General features: G+C 39.1%; 19 protein-coding genes. 5 read left to right on the top strand and 14 right to left on the bottom strand.

The genetic code is table 11. From position 1 onward, the window contains the following. Positions 1 to 89: 89 nt before the first annotated feature. Positions 90 to 3,110 (bottom strand): reprolysin-like metallopeptidase, encoded by a 3,021-nt coding sequence (locus HMPREF9073_RS03035; RefSeq protein ID WP_009412515.1) that lies wholly within the window; start codon positions 3,108 to 3,110, stop codon positions 90 to 92. Between the two features lie 87 nt (positions 3,111 to 3,197). Beyond that, positions 3,198 to 5,069: a glycoside hydrolase family 13 protein gene (locus HMPREF9073_RS03030; protein WP_198005884.1), complete on the bottom strand. Its 1,872-nt coding sequence runs from the start codon at positions 5,067 to 5,069 to the stop codon at positions 3,198 to 3,200. 327 nt (positions 5,070 to 5,396) lie between these two features. Between HMPREF9073_RS03030 and yaaA the strand changes: the two genes are divergently transcribed. Continuing rightward, a complete protein-coding gene (yaaA, locus tag HMPREF9073_RS03025) occupies positions 5,397 to 6,155 on the top strand; it encodes a peroxide stress protein YaaA (protein ID WP_009412513.1) in 759 nt (252 codons plus the stop codon). Positions 6,156 to 6,164: 9 nt separating this feature from the next. Here the strand turns inward: yaaA and HMPREF9073_RS03020 are convergent, their stop codons facing one another. From HMPREF9073_RS03020 to HMPREF9073_RS02965, 12 genes are all read right to left on the bottom strand, one after another. Beyond that, positions 6,165 to 7,169 (bottom strand): hypothetical protein, encoded by a 1,005-nt coding sequence (locus HMPREF9073_RS03020; protein WP_083866074.1) that lies wholly within the window; start codon positions 7,167 to 7,169, stop codon positions 6,165 to 6,167. Between the two features lie 2 nt (positions 7,170 to 7,171). Next, positions 7,172 to 7,966 (bottom strand): DUF2797 domain-containing protein, encoded by a 795-nt coding sequence (locus HMPREF9073_RS03015; protein ID WP_009412511.1) that lies wholly within the window; start codon positions 7,964 to 7,966, stop codon positions 7,172 to 7,174. Between the two features lie 11 nt (positions 7,967 to 7,977). Continuing rightward, a complete protein-coding gene (rpe, locus tag HMPREF9073_RS03010; RefSeq protein ID WP_009412510.1) occupies positions 7,978 to 8,622 on the bottom strand; it encodes a ribulose-phosphate 3-epimerase in 645 nt (214 codons plus the stop codon). Positions 8,623 to 8,694: 72 nt separating this feature from the next. Next, positions 8,695 to 10,164: a Fe-S cluster assembly protein SufB gene (gene sufB, locus HMPREF9073_RS03005; protein WP_009412509.1), complete on the bottom strand. Its 1,470-nt coding sequence runs from the start codon at positions 10,162 to 10,164 to the stop codon at positions 8,695 to 8,697. 131 nt (positions 10,165 to 10,295) lie between these two features. Further along, positions 10,296 to 10,847 carry a redoxin domain-containing protein gene (locus tag HMPREF9073_RS03000; protein ID WP_009412508.1) on the bottom strand — a complete coding sequence of 184 codons (552 nt, stop codon included), beginning with the start codon at positions 10,845 to 10,847 and terminating at the stop codon, positions 10,296 to 10,298. A 10-nt stretch (positions 10,848 to 10,857) separates the two neighbouring features. Further along, the gene (locus HMPREF9073_RS02995; protein ID WP_009412507.1) at positions 10,858 to 11,292 is read right to left on the bottom strand and encodes a DUF4268 domain-containing protein; all 435 of its coding nucleotides are present in this window, start codon (positions 11,290 to 11,292) and stop codon (positions 10,858 to 10,860) included. 57 nt (positions 11,293 to 11,349) lie between these two features. Beyond that, positions 11,350 to 12,087: a hypothetical protein gene (locus HMPREF9073_RS02990; protein ID WP_009412506.1), complete on the bottom strand. Its 738-nt coding sequence runs from the start codon at positions 12,085 to 12,087 to the stop codon at positions 11,350 to 11,352. Positions 12,088 to 12,493: 406 nt separating this feature from the next. Then, positions 12,494 to 14,326: a GNAT family N-acyltransferase gene (locus tag HMPREF9073_RS02985; protein ID WP_034555214.1), complete on the bottom strand. Its 1,833-nt coding sequence runs from the start codon at positions 14,324 to 14,326 to the stop codon at positions 12,494 to 12,496. A gap of 14 nt (positions 14,327 to 14,340) precedes the next feature. After that, positions 14,341 to 15,645: a sodium:proton antiporter gene (locus tag HMPREF9073_RS02980; protein ID WP_009412504.1), complete on the bottom strand. Its 1,305-nt coding sequence runs from the start codon at positions 15,643 to 15,645 to the stop codon at positions 14,341 to 14,343. A gap of 55 nt (positions 15,646 to 15,700) precedes the next feature. After that, complete coding sequence (locus HMPREF9073_RS02975; protein ID WP_369699430.1) at positions 15,701 to 16,315, bottom strand: DUF4294 domain-containing protein; 615 nt, start codon at positions 16,313 to 16,315, stop codon at positions 15,701 to 15,703. Positions 16,316 to 16,449: 134 nt separating this feature from the next. Further along, entirely contained in the window at positions 16,450 to 16,935 is a 486-nt protein-coding gene (ribH, locus tag HMPREF9073_RS02970) for a 6,7-dimethyl-8-ribityllumazine synthase (RefSeq protein WP_009412501.1), read from the bottom strand. A 69-nt stretch (positions 16,936 to 17,004) separates the two neighbouring features. Next, positions 17,005 to 17,793, bottom strand: a complete 789-nt coding sequence (locus HMPREF9073_RS02965; protein ID WP_009412500.1) for a tetratricopeptide repeat protein — start codon at positions 17,791 to 17,793, stop codon at positions 17,005 to 17,007. Between the two features lie 127 nt (positions 17,794 to 17,920). Between HMPREF9073_RS02965 and HMPREF9073_RS02960 the strand changes: the two genes are divergently transcribed. The 4 genes from HMPREF9073_RS02960 to HMPREF9073_RS02945 all read left to right on the top strand — a co-directional run bounded on the left by HMPREF9073_RS02960 (position 17,921) and on the right by HMPREF9073_RS02945 (position 22,381). Beyond that, a complete protein-coding gene (locus tag HMPREF9073_RS02960; protein ID WP_009412499.1) occupies positions 17,921 to 19,261 on the top strand; it encodes an anthranilate synthase component I family protein in 1,341 nt (446 codons plus the stop codon). 27 nt (positions 19,262 to 19,288) lie between these two features. Beyond that, on the top strand, positions 19,289 to 20,917 hold the full coding sequence (gene trpD, locus HMPREF9073_RS02955) for an anthranilate phosphoribosyltransferase (protein ID WP_009412498.1): 1,629 nt from the start codon (positions 19,289 to 19,291) through the stop codon (positions 20,915 to 20,917). 20 nt (positions 20,918 to 20,937) lie between these two features. After that, complete coding sequence (locus HMPREF9073_RS02950; protein WP_009412497.1) at positions 20,938 to 21,666, top strand: indole-3-glycerol phosphate synthase TrpC; 729 nt, start codon at positions 20,938 to 20,940, stop codon at positions 21,664 to 21,666. Between the two features lie 82 nt (positions 21,667 to 21,748). Further along, positions 21,749 to 22,381 carry a hypothetical protein gene (locus tag HMPREF9073_RS02945; RefSeq protein ID WP_009412496.1) on the top strand — a complete coding sequence of 211 codons (633 nt, stop codon included), beginning with the start codon at positions 21,749 to 21,751 and terminating at the stop codon, positions 22,379 to 22,381.

Raw genomic sequence — 22,381 nt, 5'->3', positions numbered from 1 at the left:
AATCAATATTCTGTTATATCGGACTGACGTTAATATATTATAAAGAGACTGCATTATAGATTTTTAAGACAGCCTATACAGGCGTGTAATTATCTTACATATAGAAATCCTTTTTTTGTTTGTTGTTGTCCATTGAAATAATACGTCAATACATAGAAATAAGTACCTGCTAATCGTTTGCTACCTACTACTCCTTTTATATTAGGGTAGCCTCTAAAATATTCACCATTTTGTTGATAATGGTTATTTTCATAGACTTTCAAGCCCATTTCATCAAAAATAACCAAGGTAATAGGTTGGTTTTTATCTGTATTTTCTATTCTAAAATAGTTATCAAATCCTTTTTCAGTAGAAACGGCATTGTAAATCACGACTTCATTAGGGTTAGTATCTATGTGGGGAGGTTCTTGCTGTTTAAGTTTTATGGTAATATTTTGGGTATGTATTCTTTCATTGCCACAGACATCGTGAGCCACCCACTTATAGACTACTTTAGAGAGTTTCCCATTGGTGAGATATTCTTCTTTTGGCGGCATTGTAACGGTAGGTTGTCCTGCACAAGCATCTTCAGCTGAAATGCTCTGCTGAGAAGGTATGGGTGTCCCTTCATCAATGGTAAGATCTTGAGGCAGTGTTCCTACAAAGGTAGGTGATTTTTTATCGGATACCTTAATGCGCTGAGTATGTGTAAGGGTGGCACAACCATCGGAAGCCGTAAAAGTGCGCTCTAAAGTGAAATTGTTGAGACAGCGCTTGTTGAGTTCCTTATCGGCACGGGTTATCACTACTTTAGCACAACCTCCTTGAGTTGTAGGCGTTTGTACAGCAGGAATGGCTTTGACACAATCGACGGTTATATCGCGAGGAAGTGTTGCCCAAGTGAGGGTGGGGACTTTTTTTGGTACAATGGTAATGATTTGCTGGTGGGTAGTAACATTGCCACAAGTATCTTTAGCTATCCACGTATAGATAAGTTTAGTAAGTTTGCCTTTGGCATCCTTTTCTTCTTTATGAGAAGTTGTAACCGCAACAGTACCACAATTATCGGTAGCGGTAAGCATTACTTGAGCAGGTATTGTTTTGCCTTCTTTAACACTCATATTTTGGGGTAAAGCACCTACAAAAGTAGGGGGAGTTTTATCTGTTACGCTAATAGTTTGAGTGTAAGTAAGTGTTTGGTTACAAGTATCGGCAGCTGTAAAAATACGTTTGATGGTATAAGTATAGTCACAATTGCCTTTGATGCGTTCTTCTTTTTGAAGGGTAACCACAGGAGTACAACCACCTGTAATAGTAGGAAGTGTTACTGCTGGAATAGATTGCTCACAAGAAAGGGTTAGATGATTAGGGAGAGATGCCCAAAGGAGAGGTTCAGGAAGGGCTGAATTCTTTTCAATAGTAAAACCTCCATTTTTAGGATTGTAATTGGTAAGATCAAAAGCTAAACCATCGATTACTTCTACTTTTAGCACCGCCTTATCAGTATTGATATTAGGCAAGGTGATTTCCTTACTGCCGTTGTTATCAGTTTCTGTTACTACCACATATTTAAACGTCTTTCCTAAATCATCAGAAAGCAGGATACGCACTTTGGTGTCTTTGAAAATAGTATTATCTACATTCCAACTAAGGGTGAGTTTATCGCCTCCTTTATATTTGTTTTTTGTGGTAGATGTAATTTTGAAGGGGGTACCGTCTTTAACTGTTACTTTAGTTTCAGCCAAATCGTATTGTACTATATAATCAGCTGACGATTGGAGTGGGGCATCGCTCACTCCCAACCAAAAGGTAAAAGTACCCGTAGTCTGTTGTGCCAAACCACTATTGGCTACTACATCTCCCGAGTTTTCGTGGTATTCAGTTTTGATAGTTACAGGGTTGGCAGGGGTTGATTTATAAATAATGTATTGCGTTATAGGGGTTTCATCGCCATTTCGCACATCGTGTTGGTTTACGTTGTATAGTAGCTGCTCGCTATCGGGGTCGGTAGCGGGGATATAGAACTGGAAGAAAGAGCCTTTGGGAATCGTATAATGACTTTTAATCTTACTATGGCCTATGCGAGGAGCTTGAGTAGTGAAAGTCTTGTCGTGAGCTTTCACGGGTACTTTCGTCAATCGTTCCCGTATGCGCTGAATGCTTGAGAGTGAGAAGAAATCACGCGGACTGCCATAGCTCATCACCGAAGTACCTCTATCATACTCAGTCTTTTCACTATCGTAGGCTTCTGAGCCATTATAGTTGCCAAAAGTGTGTTTGCCTCCAAATAAGTGTCCGATTTCGTGAGCTATGACTTCTTTGGTAAGTACTGCTACAGCAGCAGCTTTGGTATTAGCTTTATAAACACCATTAATATTATCAGCCAAGCCACGAATGCCTTTATATAAAGAAATGGTATAAGCAAGGGTAATACCCGCATCGTAACTGTTTTCTCCTATAAGCCTATTGATAACATTAGTAGAATGATTAATCACATAATCAGCTCGGTGTTTTGTGTTGAAAGTCTCATCTTTTTCGTCTTTGATAATGAGACGCTCATCCTTTACTACCTCAAAACGTACTCCCAAATCACGCAGGTACATCTCGTTCAGGAAAGCCTCAGTATCTGCCCAAAAAGTTTTTACTTTTTGTACGTTTTTCTCTAAGTGTCCTGTACTGAAGGTACTATAAGGGATATGCATCGCCAAACGGTATACCCTTAATATTTGTGTGTTGGCAATGGTAGGAGCGGTTTCTTCGGCTAATATTGTGGGGCGTGCTGTTGAAGAGCTCGGGTGTGAATGAGGTGTATCGGTAGTGCCACACTCGAATTCTTCATTAGGCGAAAAGACTAATTGCCCTTTTTGCAAACTGATTTCATACGATTTATCTCGGTAGTGAAAACTCCCTGATACCGCTTTTAAACTTACTGAAAGGGTCGCTACGAAATTGCCTTCGCAGTAACCCACAAAAGAGCGAATACCCTCAGAAGCAAGAGAGGTTTTGCGCTCCTGCCATTGGATATCAAGTTGTTGATTTTTAGCAATTTCTTTGAGATAAGTTTCTGCGGTTTGAGCTTGTGCCCCTACAAAAAAGAGGATAAATAACCACAGAGAAAAAAAGTGTTTCATAAAAAGTAAACTTTTTGAGAGGGAGGTGAGAATCAGAAAATCTCAGTGAGACTCAGAAAATCTTGGATGAGAGAAAACTCTTACCTCTTATTTCAATTCAATGAGCATAGGGGTTTTAGCGGGTATTTCTAAGGTGCTTGTACTCAGATTGAGTTCTTTCCCTGAAATAACATCTTTTCCCCTCAAAAATCCCGCCAAACTCTCGGCAAAGCGGTTGAGGTGGAGCGTTTGGGGCTTATCACTGTTGTTGAGGATAACCATTAGGCTCTCGGTATCGTTGTAGCGAAAATAGACATATACTTCATTTTCAGGTAAGTATTGTTTAGTCCTTCCATAATGAATTACGGCTTTATCTTTACGCCAGTTGAAGAGCTTGGCTGTAAAATCGTAATATTCTTTCTGGGTAGCTGTACGCCCAGAGACTGTGAAAGCATTCTGTGCATCGCCTGCCCAGCCACCAGGGAAATCTTGTCGTATATCGCCATCGCCTTTGCTCTTGTCGCCTGCCATTGCTATCTCACTACCATAATACAATTGCGGAATACCACGCGCTGTTGCCAGCAATGTGATAATCATTTTATAATCCTCTATCTTAGGATATACGTGATTGATACGTGCTGTATCGTGATTCTCGGCAAAGATAAGCAGGTTGTTGATGTCTTTATACAGAAAATCATTAGCTAAATTGTCGTAGAGTTGTATCATACCTTTGTCCCACGAAGGCGTAGAGCGAAACGCTTCTCCTATTGCATTAAAAAGTGGAAAATCCATCACGGTAGGCAAGTAAGTATTATAGCTTTGTATCGCACTGATAGGGCTATCCTTTTGCCAATACGATACTTGGGCACTCTGGTTGAGCCACACTTCCCCCATAATATTGAAATGAGGATACTCATCGGTGATAGCTTTTGTCCATTTAGCGATGCCCTCTTTGTCGTTATATGAATAAGTATCTACGCGCAAACCATCGAGATCGGCGTATTCTATCCACCAAATAGCGTTCTGGGTGAGATAGTTAAGCACCAATGGATTCGCTTGGTTGAGGTCGGGCATAGAGCGCGCAAACCAACCTTTTTCGCAGTACTTTTTATCCCATTCCGAAGCATTACTATCCATCTGAGTGCTCATACGGAAAGTGCTCTGACCATACCCAGGGAATTGATGTAACCAATCGTAGCAAGGCAGGTCTTTCACCATCCAATGCTGACTGCCCCAGTGGTTGGTTACATAATCTTTGATGAGCTTCATACCGCGCTTGTGCAAAGCCGCTGAGAGCTGTTGGTATTCCTCATTCGTGCCATAGCGGGGGTCTATTTTGTACACATCGGTTTGGGCATAAGTGTGATAAGAATGTTGTGGTTCGTTGTCCTCACATAAGGGTGTACTCCATAAGGCTGTAGCGCCTAAGGATTGTATATAATCCAAATGGTTGATAATACCTTGAATATCTCCCCCGTGACGACCATTAGCAACCGAGCGGTTGAGTTTATCGGTAAGTGCAGGGTGTGAATCGTTGTTAGGATTTCCATTGGCAAAGCGATCGGGCATAATGAGATAAATCATATCACTGCTGTCGAAACTTTTGCGGTAAGCCGAGCCCTCACGACGCGCTTTTAATTCGTAGCGGACACTGCCCACTTGTTTCTTCTTCTGCCATAGTGAAATGGTATAGTTGCCCGCTTTTTTACTCTTAGTGTCTACAGTAACAAATAGATAATTAGGGTTTTCGGTTTTCAGCACATTGGTGATAGGCAAGTCGCTTTCCACGCGGTATTGTGCTATATTTTTGCCGTACAATAATATTTGTATTTCGGCATAGTGCATTCCTTCCCACCAAAAAGGCGGTTCTACACGATCGATTTGAGCGTGAGTATTAAAAAAAGTAAATAGTCCCATAAGGGAAATAATGTATTTCATAGTGCAAGTTATACGGATGTTTATTCGCGCAAAGATAGGCATTTCTTTTCAAACAACAATGATAAGATAGTAGTTAGTTATTTTAGCTCGGACAAGTCTGACCCCACAGAACCAGAGCAACAGTTCATAGCAACAACATTATAAATTCTATTAGTATTCCATTAATCTTTGGTTGGTCTTCATTGTAGAGCCACTGTAGACCCACTGTAGACCCACTGTAGACCCACTGAAGTCCCACTGTAAAACTATCATAGTTCCGTTTAAGGTTTGTTTAAAGTCTATCAAATGTCTCACCCCTATTCATTTGTCAATTATCAATTGCGAATTGTCAATTGTTTTGTAACTTTGCCCCGTTAATTATTTATCACTATGAAAATCGTAATCTCTCCTGCCAAAACTATTAACGAAACATCGATTTTACCTACAGAACGTTATTCAACGGCTATTTTTCTAAAGGAAATTGCTGAAGTACACGCTGCTCTTAAGCCGCTATCCCCCAAAAAACTATCGGATTTGATGGGAATTTCATCTAAACTTGCTGAACTTAACTGGCAGCGCAACCAAACTTTTGCAATGCCTTTTACTCCCGAAAATGCACGTCCGGCACTCTTTGCTTACGATGGTGACGTATATGAGGGGCTTGATGCCTATTCACTTTCTGAGGCGCAAATTGACAAGCTGCAAGAGAGTTTACGCATCCTATCAGGACTTTATGGAGTGCTAAAACCATTAGATCTTATCGCTCCTTATCGATTAGAAATGGGCATCAAACTACCTATAGGAAAGGCTGCAAACCTTTATGCTTTTTGGAAAGACAAAATCACTCAGGCATTGAACGACGAATTGCAAGAAGGAGAATTGTTTATCAATCTCGCCAGTGAAGAATATTTTAAGGCAATTGATACCACAAAGCTAAAAGTGCCCGTGATTACACCTATCTTCAAAGATTATAAAGGGGAAACACTAAAAGTCATTAGTTTTTATGCGAAGAAAGCGAGGGGTCGAATGGTGCGTTTTTTAGCAGAAAATGAGATTCGCTCAGTAGAAGATTTGAAAGGGTTTAACGCTGATGGATATGCGTTTTCAGAAAAGTTTTCAGAAGGGAATGAGTTAGTTTTCATAAGGTAGTAAGTGGTACTACTTAATTTCTATTTTTATATATTGGCGTAAAGGGTTATATCTCGTCATATTATCTACATAAAAACACTGGTCTTTGTTAATAGAAGCATATAGATTCCCATCTTTATCCCAAAATATATCATTTTCTTTTGGATCATCATAAGGAGTCCAATAGGTAAAACCAATATTTAGTCTCTCTTTTATTTTAAAGGGAGAAAGGCTTTCTATTTCATAAAGATACATAAAGCCGCTTATATCCATACCTTCTATCAGGCAAAATATATACTTTTTATCAGGAGAAACATAAGGATAACCCTTGATTTTAGTTTGCTTACCTGTAGTTTTATCTACTAATATATATTCTATCCATCCCAAAGTTAATAATGAAACCACATATTGATTCAATTTTTCTATATTTCCTTCGTAATAATATATTTTATCATAATATTCCTCCTCAGTTAATTCATCTTTAAATATTACTACTTTATTTTTACAGTTAAAAACAAGCTTATGATCTTTTTTAGGATGTAAAGCAGAATCTTTTTTTAATAAATCAATTCTATTTTCTTGCTTTTCCAAATATTCTTCTCGTGTAATAGGAGTTACTGACAAAAACTGAGAAAAATTACTAAGCTCCTCTCTATCAGTTTCATTAACGACAATTCGGTCGGATTGTTCCAAAACTTCCTTTGTAAAGTTGATTTGCTCACATCTTCCCATATCTTTTTTAAGAAAATAAAGGATTTTTTCTTCTTCCTCTGCTTTGTAAAAGTGAGCTGATTCACCTATGATATTGTGCCAAGTTGCAAAATGTTCGTTAACAGGTTCTCCTAAGGAATTTATATCAGGTGTTTTGTATAACAAAGCATCAGAATTAATCACATACAATTCCTTATTTACAGGCTCAAATACCTCTGTTTGTTGCTTTTCTGTAGAAGTTTTGGACATCGTGGTTTGCTGCGATCGAAAAAGTTGACAAGCAGTGAAGTAAAAAATTGATATGTAAAGGATGAAGTATTTCATTGTTAATTATTAATTGTCAATTGAATAACTAGTCCTTCGTTGCCTCGTACATTGAAAACGGTATTGTCATTAAAAATGAGGTATTGTCCTTTGATACCCATTAGTTTACCACTATAAGTAGGGGTTTGCGACAATTGCAGTGAGCGCACTTGGGTAGGGTATTTTTCTACAGGGAAATGAATGCGTAGGGGAGTGATATCTTCGGTGATGTAGGGCTGTACTTCATTGGGTACAAAGTCGCGCACTTCTAATTTTACTCGCAATAAATCTACAGGGGTAATTTGGTTAGTAAGCATTTTGCGCCAATTGGTTTTATCGGCTAAATGCTCTTTGAGAGCGACCTCGGCGATGCCTGCTAAATATCGATTAGGAACTTCGGCAAGGATGAGAGCTTCGTGCGCCCCTTGGTCGATCCAACGGGTTGGGGCTTGTGATTTACGGGTTACTCCTACTTTTACATCGCTAGAATTGGCGAGATATACATAATGCGGTTGCAACTGCACTTGCTGTTCATAGCCTAAATCGCGTTCTTCGATATTGAGGTGTGCTTTGCTGAGTTCGGGGTGCATCACCCAATCCGCAGTTTGAGGGACTTCAAAAAAACACTCTTTGCAATAGCCCTGACGGAAGATTGGTTTGTTTTCACCACAATTCATACACTGAAAACGCACAAATTGGAGTGTTATATCCTTGCCGATAAGTTGGTTCATCAGTACAAAGTCACCTTCCATTGGCAAATAATACCGTATAGGGTCAGCCCATTCGGTAAGCATTTTTTGAAGTACTCCTTGAAACATTGTTTTATTGACTATATGTGTTTTAAATCTGCAATGGTTTGAGTAGGATTGGCAGCATTGAATACAAAACTACCAGCCACTAAAGCATCGGCGCCTGCTTCTACTAATGCTTTGGCATTCTTTAAACTCACTCCTCCATCTATCTCAATAAGGGTTGAGGCTCCTGCTTGCTCAATCAGCATTTTGGCTTGTCGCACTTTTTTATAAGTATTTTCTATGAATGACTGACCTCCAAATCCTGGGTTTACACTCATCAACAAGAGTACATCTACCTCTTGAATGATATCTTCTAAAAGTACCACAGGAGTATGCGGATTAAGTGCTACTCCTGCTTTCATTCCTTCTGCCTTAATAGCTTGCAAAGTGCGGTGCAGGTGTGTACACGCCTCGTAATGTACGGTGAGGATATCGCTGCCGAGCTTTGCAAAAGTACTGATATATCGGTCAGGGTCGACAATCATCAAGTGAACATCAAGGGGCTTGGTAGCGTGTTTGTGAATCACCGATAACACGGGCATACCATAAGAGATGTTAGGGACAAACACGCCGTCCATAACATCAATATGAAACCAATCGGCTTCGCTGGCGTTTACCATTTCAATAGCTTGTTGTAGGTTGCCGAAATCGGCAGCAAGGAGAGAAGGCGCAAGAATCATATTTTCAATTAATAATTAACAATTAATAATTAACAAATTTCAATTAAATAATTAACAAATTTCAATTAACAATTATCCTACACTGCCTTCTAAGGAGATTTCTAAGAGTTTTTGAGCTTCGACGGCGAACTCCATAGGCAGTTTGTTGAGTACTTCTTTACCAAAACCATTTACGATGAGTGAAATTGCTTTTTCGGTATCAATACCACGCTGGTTACAATAGAAAATTTGGTCTTCACCAATTTTAGAAGTAGTAGCTTCGTGTTCTATTTGGGCGGTAGGATTTTTAGCTTCTATATAAGGAAAAGTGTGTGCTCCACAATCATTTCCCATTAAGAGAGAGTCACATTGAGAGAAATTGCGCGCATTTTTAGCATTAGGCACTACTTTTACCAATCCGCGGTAGCTATTTTGTGATTTGCCTGCCGAAATACCTTTAGAAATAATTGTAGATTTAGTATTATTACCCAAATGTATCATCTTAGTACCTGTATCGGCTTGTTGAAAGTGATTGGTAACGGCAATAGAGTAAAATTCTCCTATAGAATTATCTCCTTTGAGCACTACTGAAGGGTATTTCCAAGTAATAGCAGAGCCTGTTTCTACTTGTGTCCACGATATTTTTGCATTTTTCTCGGCTAAAGCACGTTTGGTTACAAAATTATAAACCCCACCTTTACCGTCTTTATCTCCAGGGAACCAGTTTTGTACTGTAGAATATTTAATTTCGCCATTATCCATAGCTATAAGTTCTACCACAGCAGCGTGTAATTGGTTTTCATCGCGTTTGGGCGCTGTACAACCTTCGAGGTAAGAGACGTAAGCACCTTCATCAACAATGAGGAGGGTACGTTCAAACTGACCTGTACCAGCTTGATTGATACGGAAATAGGTAGAGAGTTCCATAGGGCAACGCACTCCCTTAGGCACATAGCAGAAAGAGCCATCGGAGAAGACAGCAGAGTTGAGCGCAGCATAGAAATTATCGGTTTTAGGGACAACCGTACCGAGATATTTGCGCACGAGATCGGGATATTTTTGAATAGCTTCGGAAATAGAGCAGAAGATAATGCCGCGTTCAGCCAATGTTTTTTGAAAAGTAGTTGCTACTGAAACGGAGTCCATCACTACGTCCATTGCGACAGCAGGTTTATCTTCTACCCCTGTGAGGCGTTTTTGTTCTTCGAGAGAGATGCCGAGTTTTTGGAAAGTTTCCAAGAGTTGAGGATCAACCTCGTCTAAACTATTGAGTTTAGGTTTTTGTTTAGGAGCAGAGTAGTAGGCAATATCTTGAAAATCGGGAGTTTCAAATTTAAGGTTTGCCCAATGAGGAGGCTCTTCCATCGCTTGCCACGCGCGGAAAGCTTCTAAGCGCCAATCGGTCATCCATTGAGGTTCGTTTTTCTTTTTAGAGAGGGCAATTACCACCTCTTCATTGAGTCCTTTAGGGAAAGTTTCGGATTCTATATCAGTATAAAAGCCGTATTTATATTCGTTGTTTTCTAATTCTTCTTTAAGTTCTTCTTCTGTATATTTAGCCATTTTTAGCAATTAACGATTTACAATTAATAATTAAGTGGGCAAAGATAGTACTTTAAATTGAATCTAAAATACTATCTTTATAATTATTTTCTATCTTATATAAAAATAAAAGATAAAATTGTAAGAATTTATCACTTAATTAGAGTGTTTAAGAGTTCGTGGACGGCATCGCTATTCCAACGGGCAATTCCTTCTTTTTGAGCGCGTACGAGTCCGTTTTTATCTACGATATAACCTGACGGGATTTTTTCGGGGTCGAAAGGCATTTTCTCACCGATGATGAGGTAGGTTACTTTGAAATGGAAATTGCGTTTTTGCATCATTTCTTCCACTGGTTCAGGGCGCTCGTTAGTGATGATATAGAAATCTACTTTATCCTTATAGGCATCATATAGTTTTTCTACTGCATAGAGGTCGGCAATACTAATACCTCGCCAAGAGGAGAAGAAATACACGAATGAGGGTTTCTTTCCTTGAGTTTGCGAGTAGTTGAACTGCACATCTTTGCGATCTTTGAGTTGCCAACTGAAATCAATTTTTTGAGCTTTATCGGCAGGAATGATGTCTACCGAACTAGCGAAAATTCGTTGTAGTAAAATCTTACTTTCATAACCTAAGGGGGTTACGAAGAAAGAAAGTATGAAAAGGATAAGGAGTAGATTAAGTATGGTACGTTTTTTCATATAAACTAAATTATTTTTCTTCTTGAATGATATCTTTATATTCTTCCCAAAAGGCTTCGAACTGCGACATTGATTGGTATAGAAACTCCATTGTTTGTTGCCAAGTGTCTTTGTTGTGAATGGTTACCCCTTGCAGTTCTACATATACACAACTAATTTCTTTACCATTGTCCAAGAAGAAATGCTCTTCGAAAACAGCGTTAGGGAGGTATTCTTCTTGAAGTATGGTTTTGAGCGACAGCAATTTGTTATAATACAAACTACGTATCTCCTCGTGAGGGTCTTCTACAGCGAGTAGCACCCGCGCTTTACGAGTGTCGAATGAAAACTTAAAACTGAAATCCTTTATTTTAGTGTCATACAACGTCCATTTGCGAGGAAACGATTTACCAAAAGATATCCAGAAGTCTTCGCGTAGTTTTTTTGCTTCGGCTTTGCTATACACTTTTAATTAGGTAACAAGTAACAGGTAATAGGTAACAAGTTGATATGTGATAATAAATTAATTGAAATTTATTTGGGCGGAGAAAGTAAGAGGTGATCCATCTATTTGCTTGTAAAAAGTAAATTTATAGAAAGTGGAACCGTTTTTTTCTAAAACACCATATTTTTGTTCTTCTACATCAAAAGCCAGAAATACATCAGGAGTATTGATTTTTCTAAGTTTGAATTGCAATTCATTTGTTTTTTTATCAAACAACTCATATCCCCAATTAGTTGGTTTAGCATACAGAAATAGAATAAGAGGTTCGCTTATAGGCGCAGCAGTAACTGTAAGTTCGGGTACTGCTGTTGTTGCTGAGGGGATAGAGGGTTTTGAGGCTACTGAAGGAGTTTGATAATCTGCCTTAAAAGTAGCTAATTCTGTACCAGAAAGGGCATTACGCAAGGCTTCTTGGTAGGATTTTTTAAACTCCTTTTCACGGCTTTTACCTATCTGAGAAGTAAAGACCGCTTTATTAGTACAATCGGTGAGAAGGAATTGTACTTTAGAGGTCATCATATTCGATTGGTTCTTCACATCAGCTTTTAGGGTAGCGCAAGGGTTTTGGAGTAGCTCGGCAGGAGCTTCACTTTCCATATAGACTTTAAATTCTTGTTTTTCGAGCAAGAATTTTGTGAGCATATTGAGTTGATATTGATTGTCTTCTTTTTGGAAAGCATAACGATTAGGAACAATCACGGTTTGTGCTACAAGAGTTAGTGGTAGTAATGCTACTAAAAATAATATTTTTTTCATTGGGTTTATTTATTTAACGCGAGTTCGGTGCTACTTAACGTGAGTTCGACGTAAGTAATTATTAAACAATCAGTGAAATATTTTTAAGCTCCCACGAATTACACGAATTTTCAGAAATAGGGAGTGCATAAAAGTCTTTATTTCCACGAATTTGGGAGTGTGTAAAACTTTATTTTATATTATCTCACGAATTTCACCTGAGGTGGTTTATATTGTGAATATATTATAATACAAAGCTCTAAATCAATATTCTGTTATTATAAAATTCTCCCGCAGATTACACGGATAAAACGGATTACAATGTTTTTAGGATTCTGGCGCTACGCTTACGATTTTACGGAGTTTAACGCAAATACAATTGTAAATCAGTGTACTATTTACTATTATTAATACTAATCAAAGAATATTATTCTTCGTTGTTCTTCATACGAGCTTCGAGTTCGGCCTGGAACTCCTCAATAACGGGCTTCATAGTGCTTTCAGGGAGGTCGGAGATACGGATATACATTAATCCATCAACAGAATTGTTGAACAGCGGGTCGACATTGAAAGCGATAACTTTGGCGTTTTGCTTGATATACTTCTTGATGAGCACTGGCAAACGCAAATTCCCAGGTTCGAGTTCATCGATTAGCTTGTCGAATTTGTTTAAATCAGCCTTACTTTCGTCGAAAATAAAGTCTTTATCTTCGTCTTTGAGTTTTACTTTAAATTCTTTTTTGGGGCGTACATATTGTGCGATGTAAGGGTCGTAGAAGTTTGACTTCATAAACTCTATCATCAGCGATTTAGAAAAGTTGGAAAATTGGTTGCTAATGCTCACGCTACCCAACAGATAAGAGTGTTCGGGATAGCGCAAAGTAGTGTGGGCAATTCCTTTCCAAAGCAAAAACAGGGGCATTGGTTTCTGTTGGTATTCCGAAATTATAAAAGCACGCCCCATTTCGATGGTTTTACTCATCATATCGTAGAGTTCGGGCTCAAAACGGAATAAATCGTGCGTATAGAAACCTTCAATCCCATATTTAGGGAATATCTCAGCGCCTAATCCCATACGATAAGCGCCTGCAATTTTTTTAGCTTCGTTATCCCAAAGGAAAAGATGGTGGTAATAGAGGTCGAATTTATCGACATCGGAGGAAGCGTTTGTCCCCTCCCCTACTTCGCGGAAGGTAATTTCACGCAAGCGACCTATTTCCTTCATTATATTAGGGATTTCCTGATAAGGAGCTAAAAAGACCTCGTAATTATTGTTTTTCAGCAGTCGGTAATCCTTTTTAGTTACATTTTCTACTTCTTTTTCTATAAGATCTTGCTGTATAGGAGCTTCAATTTGTTGTGGATTAGGAGTACCTTTGTTTGATTTCAGTACATTAGGCAAAGGCAAGAATTTTTTATCTTGTTCAAAAGCATTGGCTAAGATATAGGTTTTCTTGCGGAGGAACTCGGTAAAATCGGCTAAATCGGTATGTTCATCTTGCATAGTTACCGAGATGGGTTTTCCTATGCGTATGTAGATAGTACGTTGTTTTTGAGTGAGGAGTTCTGAAGGTAATTTGGCAGTGCGTAAGGTATCACTCAGGCTCGCCAAAAAGTAGAACAATTTGCTATTTTTAGCGTGGAAATAGATAGGGACGATAGGCACTTTAGCTTTTTTAGCGAGTTTCATTGCTGCTTCTTCCCAAGGTTTATCAACCATTAGTTGTCCTTCTTTGGTTACAGACACTTCACCAGCAGGAAAAAGCCCCAAAGGTTTTCCTTCTTTGAGATGTGCTATGGTGTGTTTGAAGCCAACAATACTGGATTTTGCATCCTTGCGGTCTTCAAACGGATTGACAGGCAACACATAAGGAGCTAAAGGCTCAATGCGTTGGAGGAGGAAATTTGCCATAATTTTGAAATCAGGGCGTTTTTCTAAGAGCAATTTGAGGAGCAAAATGCCATCAACACCCCCCAGTGGGTGGTTAGAAATCGTGATAAAAGCTCCTTCTTTGGGGATATTTTTAAAATCTTCTTCAGGTATTTCGAACTTTATTTCAAACTCGTCTAACAGTTTGTTGAGGAAGTCTAAGCCTTCAAATTTTTTGGTTCGGTTGTAAATAGCATTGAGTTTGGAAAGACGGAGCAACTTCATCAGCGCCCATCCTCCAAAGGTACCCAAGAAACCAAGTTTATCAATATTAATTGCTTTGGCTACTTCTTTGGCACTTACCAATCCTTTATCTTTTTGCATTCTCATTCGTTATTAAAGTTTTATGATTGTTTTCCTTTTTGCAGTTGTTTTATTCTCTTAAGTCGTGCCATCACTTCATCACGGTGGAGGGATTTAGAAGCTACCTTGCCTATAGTGAGCCCTTGTACCAAAATAGAAAACAATACTACTATATAAGTAATTTGCAACAATGTTTCTTTAAGACCGCCCTTATCGGCTGGGATAGAGAGCACTAAGGCAATAGATACACCGCCGCGCACGCCTCCCCACACCATAGTAATGAGAGATCCTGAAGAATAGGTAGTAGCTTTGCGTAATATAGTTTGGGCGGGAATATAAATTGCTAAAGCACGCCCTAAGAGGCACACGAGAATAGCAACACCTCCTAAGAGGAACTGTTCATTTAAGTTATCTATCAGTAGCATCTCAAAACCTATGAATAAGAACAAGATGGCATTCATAATTTCATCGACGATAGCCCAGAATTTCTCTAAGTAATCTTTATTTTCGGCACTATTTGCCTTTTTCCCTATGTTACCGACAAAGAGTCCTGCAATCACCATTGCTAAAGGCGAGGATACGTGAGAAGTTTTAGCAATGAGGAAGCCTCCCATTACAACGGCTAAAGTGAGCAAGACACTCACGTGATAGTCGTCGGCTTTTTTCATCATTTTGGAGGCTATCCAGCCTAAGAGCACCCCTAAGAAAACGCCTCCTCCAGCCTCTAAGAGAAAAAGTTTTGTAATGGTATTGAAGGAAGGTTCGAAAGTGTGATCGGTAGCTAATTTGAGTACGACAGCGAACATTACGACGGCTACCCCATCATTGAAAAGAGATTCACCTGTAATTTTATTTTCGATACGTTTTGGTACATTAGCTTGTTTGAGTACTCCCAACACTACAATAGGATCGGTTGGGGAAATAAGCGCTCCAAAAAGCAGACAATAAACATAAGGAATATGGATTTCTACCAAAGGAGCTATATAGTACAATAAGACTGATATAAAGAAAGCTGAGAGTACTACGCTGATAGTTGCATAGGTAAAAATGGGGAGTCGGTAATTTTTGAGGTCGTTGATATTGATATGGAGAGCACCTGCAAAGAGGAGGAAGTTTAGCATTGCCCCCATTAAGATTTCGGTAAAATCGAATCCTTGTAATAGAGATTCCAAGCGGTGTGCCAAACCTGAAAATATTTCACCACCGAAAAGACGTACGCCTACTGATACCATCATAGCAATCACCATAATACCTATAGTCATAGGTAGTTTTACGTAGCGCACATTCACGTACGAAAACAAGGCGGCTAAGACGATAATCACTGAAAAAGCGTAGTATAACTCCATATTACTATTTTATTTGTCGGCAAAGGTACGAATAATTTGGAAATTTACAAATTTGCTAATTAGCTAATCGCTTTCGTCGGTGTTCAGTAAGTTCAGAGAAATTGTATTGGAGAGCAGGGGTTTGATCTTCCAATTCACCATTGCTAATGGCACGGAGGATGATTTCTTCTATCCAATAATCTTCTTCGATATTCATAGGGTCATAGCCTTTTTTTAGGGAGAGATCGTAGAGCCAAGCGGTTTTATTATACCAATAGGCGTTCCAACCGTTGCGGAGTTCTTTTACCAAATCGTAGGCAGTACGCCCTGTTTGGCGGTGGATGAGCTTGATGAGGATGCGCCCTTGAGAGCGAGAGAGTTTTTTGAGTTCGTCGGTAAAGTGGTCTTCTATATAGCGTTGAGTGCGCTTTACATAGACTTTTCGCTGTTGTTTGTTTTGCATAGTATCCATAGTACGTTCCATAGTATAAAGGCGATCGGCAGCCATTTTAGCATAAGGATACACGCGTTTTACACGACTTTTGAGCAGTAGATATCGTTTTTGAGCATCGGCATCACCAAAGGAACGCTCTCTACCAAAGAGGTTTACCTCAGGAAGATAGATAGTATCACCTTCGTGAAAATCTTGAGCGAACAAGAGGTAAGAGGTAAGAGGTAAGAGGTAAGCTATAAATGGTGGAGATAATGTTTTATATATGTGATGATGTTTTTCATAGTGATTTTTTTATTAAGGGCGTATGGCATACTCCCCTGCATAACATACTGCAAAAATTATTCCAAGTTACCTATTCACTATTAGCTTCACTATTTCCCTAAAACAGCCATTTTAATAGCAGTAATAGCGGCTTCTACACCTTTGTTGCCTAGTTTTCCTCCACTTCGGTCGAGTGATTGCTGAAGGTTGTTATCGGTGAGGACACAGAAGATTACGGGCACCTCACTTTGCATTGCATTGAGCTGAGCAATACCTTGTGTAACTCCTTGACACACAAAATCAAAGTGTTTGGTTTCGCCTTGTATTACACAGCCTATTACGATGATAGCATCTAAGTGCTGAGTATCGATCATTCGTTTGGTAGCGTGTACCAGTTCAAAACTACCAGGGACTTCCCAAAGGAGAAGATTGCTATCTACAGCACCACAATCTTTAAGGGTAGCGATAGCACCATTGCGCATTCCATAAGTTACTTGTTCATTCCACTGAGAAGTAATAATCCCAAAGCGAAGAGCTTTCGCATTTGGGATTGTATTTTTATCGTATTGAGATAAATTCTTGTTTTCTGTTGCCATTTTTTCAGATAAGAGATAAGAGATAAGAGGTAAGAATGTTCATCTTCTACCTTTTATTCTTATCTTGTTTTATTGACTGATTTTTCCGATAAGAATATCGATAGTGCGAGCTTCTTCTGAAGTAGGGAATTCATCTTTGATGCGCTCGTAGTATTTAAGAGCATCATCTTTTTTACCTTGTAGAGAAGCTACGATACCTGCTTTTTTGAGGTATATAGGAGTTACAAAATCGTTGTTGCTATGTTCAAAGGCTTTGATGTAGTATTTGAGAGCCTCGGCATTATTTTTTTGTTGAAGGTAAGCATCGCCTATATTTCCATAGGCTAAAGCGCCGAAAATATCGTCATCAGAATTAAATTCTTTGAGGTGATTGATGGCATTGTTGTAGTCACGCAAACGCATATAAGCCATACCCATACCATACTCGGCGAGGTTAGCAGCTTTGGTACCACTATAGTTTTGAGCGATTTGCTTGAAGCCATATTTACCTTTACCACCTTCGATAGAAACTTTGAAGAGAGAATCTTTAGCTTTAGCATCGGTAGCTTGCATAGCTTCATCAAAGAATTGTTGAGCGAAGAAGAATTCGTTAGCAGCTTTCTTTTCGTTAGGAGCTTTCACAAATTGTTGGTATAACAAATAACCTAAGCCCAGTACGGCTACAGCTATGAGGGCTCCGATAATAATTTTCTGATTGCGTTTCACCCAATCTTCGGTACGAGTAGCACCTGCATCAAGGGCATCGAATACCTCGGCAGTAGTACTTTCTTGGTGCAATCGAGTTTCTTGAGCGTCGTCGAGTTGCTCGTTATCTCTATGTCTATTAGGTCGGTTGTTGTTCTTTTTGTAAGTTGCCATATATAATTTTCAATTAAAGTTCGGCAAAAGTACGACAATTATTTGAATTGACAAATTTTTTTTCTAATTTACTTATTTGTGAATCTGCTAATTATTTTATACCTTTGCCACTCCAAAGTAGTTTTATATGCTTACTAAAGAACCATTACATTATTTTTCTACTATACGCAAATATTTCAGAAACTCTTACTTAGCTGAAGACATTCATCAGATTATCATTGGGATAGATTGCGATTACTTCGATGCCTACAGTCATAATTACGCCTCTTTGCAAGCCTATTACCAGCAACAAACACCCATCGCACCCTTTGCGGGACTTTTTGGGGTATTAGGTTATGAATCAATCCATTTTTTTGAAAATATTCCCACACAAGAGCAAGCTCAATACGAGTTTCCCGCCTTTGTATTTGCGAATGCGAAAGCCTATTTGCATTATTCCAAAGTGAATAAAGTGTACTCTTTTTACGGCGATGAAGTATTATACTTCAATTTTTTGGAAGCAGCAAATGAAGAAACTTCTACTTCTATAAAATCAATTTCAGCTGAAAAACCTTTTTATCACATCAATACCGACCTGAATGAGGAGCAAACACACTTCTACAAGATAGTGGAAAAAGCTAAGGAATACCTACGTGCTGGCGATATTTTTCAAGTGGTATTGAGCGAACAACTCTGTTTGGAAAGCAACCTCAACTCTTTAGAATTTTATAAACTACTCAGTACAGCCAATCCCTCTCCTTATATGTTTTTCTTCCCTACTCCTTATGGAGAGGTGGTGGGGTCAAGTCCTGAAATATTAGTAGAAATCAACTCGGAAACTATGTATATAGCACCTATCGCTGGTACACGCCCGCGTGGTAAAGATGCTAACGATGATGCTCGTTTGGCACAAGAACTTCTCGCCGATCCTAAAGAGTGTTCTGAGCACCGAATGCTGGTTGATTTAGCTCGCAACGATATAGGGCGCTTTGCTGAGAAAGGTACTGTACAGGTGAAGAATATGATGCACATCAAGCAGTTAGAACACGTGATGCACATAGTAACCGATGTGTATGGTCGCAAGCGCAAAGAGGTGTCGCTTTTTGAGGTGATTGGAGCAGTATTCCCTGCAGGTACGCTGAGTGGAGCGCCTAAAATACGCGCTATGGAAATTATTGCTGAGCTGGAACAATTCCGCCGCAATGTGTATGGAGGAGGTATTGGCTTTTTGCATTTCAACGGCAACGTACAGCTCGCTATTGTGATACGCAGTGCTTTTTTTGAAAAACCTGCTTTTCAGGATTCTGAGTGCACCCGCGTATTTATACAAGCCGGAGCAGGAGTTGTTTATGATTCTATACCTGAAAAAGAATATGCTGAAATACAACACAAAAGAGCTTCAGTAGTGAAAGTGTTTGAGAAGAATTGTAATCCTCACCCCCAAGCCCTCTTTCAAGGAGAGGGGGCAATCCGCAAAAAAGGACTATAACTAATGACTAAAACCTAACAACTAAAAATGATTTTACTAATAGATAATTACGATTCATTTGTTTTTAATGTAGCACAATACCTCGGCGAACTCACTGATGAAGAAGTGCGTACTGTGCGCAATGACCAACTCACTCTTCCCGAGATACGCGCTCTAAAGCCCTCACGTATAGTGCTTTCACCAGGACCTAAACACCCTAAGGACAGTGGGATTTGTTTGGAAATACTAAAAGAAATTACCGATATTCCTATTTTAGGTATCTGTTTAGGACATCAGGCGTTTGGATTGGTACACGGTGCCACTGTAAAACGATTAGAAATACCTTTGCACGGCAAGACTTCTGTGCTTACCGTTAGCGAACCACAATCGGTATTGTTTAAAGGCTTGCCACAGCAGTTTAACGTGATGCGCTACCACTCGCTATATGTAGATAAAGACACCTTGCCACAAGAACTCATCATAACTGCCCTCTCGGACGATGGGGTGATTATGGCATTACAACACAAAACAAAACCTATTCACAGTATTCAATTTCACCCTGAATCATTTTTTACTGAATATGGCAAAAATATCCTCAAGAACTTTTTGATAGGGACACAAACTGCTCAAAGCGTTCAAAATACTGAGGAAAAAGCAAAAGCCTACGCCAATGAAGTGTTCAAAGCAGCTTTGAAGAAACTGCAAGAAAATCAGCCGTTAGGCGATAGCGATTTCAAACAGATATGTGCGGTATTGCACAGCAAGCAGTACGACATCGTACAATTAGGCGCGCTCTTGGTGCTTATCAGCGAAAAGAGTTTATATCCAGAATCACTTACTGCTTTTGTGCGTAACATCTTGGCGTATAGCACCACCTTTGCCGACCCAAGACCTATGATAGACCTCTGTGGTACAGGAGGCGACGGACTTAAAACTATTAACATTTCTACCACGGTAGCCTTTATAGTAGCTGCCTTAGGGGTGAAAGTAGCCAAACACGGCAACAGGTCGGTTACAAGCCAAAGTGGCAGTACTGATGTGTTAGGAGAGCTCGGTATTGCGATGGAAAGCAACTTGATGAAGCAATTAGATAGCTTGGAGAAAAACGGATTAGCATTCTTCCACGCTCCTTTCTTCCATAACTTAGTAGGCGAAGTACGTGAAGTGCGACAACGTTTGGGTATCCGCACGGTGTTTAACGTATTAGGTCCTCTGTTACACCCCAATACAAAACTAAAATACCAATTAGTAGGTTTATATCACGAGCCCGTGATGCGCCTCTATGCCGAAACACTACAGCTTTTAGGACGCGAACACGCTTTAGTAGTACGTGGCAATGATGGTTTAGATGAAATAAGTATTTGTGATGAGACGAAGATTGTAGAGGTAAAGGGTAAGCAAATATTAGAGTATACCATAGCGCCTGAAATGTTTGGCTTTAAGCGTGCTTTTCACGCTGATATACAAGGTGGCACGCCTACTGAAAACGCTGAGATACTACGTCGCACTCTCAAAGGTGAAGAGCGCGGTGCTAAAGCCGATATCGTGATACTCAACGCAATGTTTGCTCTCTATACCGCCAATGTAGTAAAACACCCCGCTGAAGCTAAACCTCTTATTGAAGAAGCTTTAAGGAGTGGAAAAGTATGGCAATTAGTTAGCAAATTAGTCAATTAGCAAATTAACAAATTTCATTTATGGATATTCTTTCTAAAATCAAAGAACAACGCGAAATACAATTACATCGTGAAATAGAAGAATGGGCGCGCCCTTATTTAACGCAGGCTATACAACAACCTGGCATTAGCATTATTGGTGAAATTAAACGTGCTTCTCCCTCTAAAGGACAAATAGCGACAAAAGATTTCGACCTTCTAAAGCAAGCCCAACACTACGCAAATAACCGCGTAGCTGCCTTTTCTATCCTTACCGAAGAAGCTTACTTTAAGGGAGATAACGCTTTTATTCCCACTGTAACCAAAGCTTTCCCTATGATGCCTATCCTCCGCAAGGATTTTATCTATACTCCTTTTCAGGTATTCCACGCCAAGAGTTTAGGAGCTTCGGCAATTTTGCTGATTGTACGTATGCTTACTGATGATGAGCTGATGTTCTTGCATCTGTTAGCACATTCTTTGGATTTAGAAGTATTAGTAGAAGTTCACAATGAAAAAGAACTACAACGCGCTTTACAAGTGCCTGATTTAGAACTCTTAGGCATCAATAATCGCAACCTCAATACTTTTGAGGTATCGCTAAAAACAACAGAGCAACTACTCAAAGCAATTCCCAAAAGCCAACGAGAAGAACTATTGATAGTAAGCGAAAGTGGCTATCACAGTAAAGAAGATATTGTATATGCCGAAAACTTAGGCATAGATGCCCTTTTAATAGGAGAAGCCTTGATGAAAGGAGAGATTTTTTAATGACGAATGACGAGAGACGAATGACGAATGACGAGGGACAAATGACGAGGGACAAATGAAAAGTAAATAAATCACTGAACTTATGAATAAAATTATTGATAGAACCTTATTTTTTAGATGGGGTGAGAGTTCTACTTGTTTAGAAGTATCTGGTGATGTGTTTTTCTTTGATACTGAGGGAAATTTGCGCGGCATAAACCTCCTTTTGCAACACAATGTAGGGAGTGTTATACTACCTGTTTTACCTTCCTTTCTGTTAGAAGAAAAACCTACTACGCTCACCACTCTTTCGCGTGAGGATTTCAGCTTTGAAGTAGATGACTACACCCATACCCGTGCGTACTTATGTGATAATAATCTTGTATTTAGCTATACCAATTGCAATAAAATATTAGACTTGGTAACCCTAAAAGTTACTGAAAATCTTTATTTCATTCTCAACGAAGAAAAGATTTTGCAATACATTATAGTAACTGATGTATCAAGTATACCTTTTGCTGGGATGCCTTATTATAGCGCCCCTCTCTACCTAAAAGAAAAAGAAGTGAGAGAGTTATATTTTTTAACTTATACTTTAGCTTCTGACGATGTAGTGCAGTATGTGAGTATTTTAGAAAAAATACAAAAAAATGATTATTACGACGGGCAACTCGAAAGAGTAGCTAATGATTTAGTGAATGATTTAGATGAATGGCTTACTATAATAGCAGAATAA

The organism is Capnocytophaga sp. oral taxon 326 str. F0382, assembly GCF_000318295.1.
Classification (GTDB): domain Bacteria; phylum Bacteroidota; class Bacteroidia; order Flavobacteriales; family Flavobacteriaceae; genus Capnocytophaga; species Capnocytophaga periodontitidis.
Note: the sequence above shows the minus strand (reverse complement) of the source record. Positions and strands in the feature narration are given on the sequence as shown.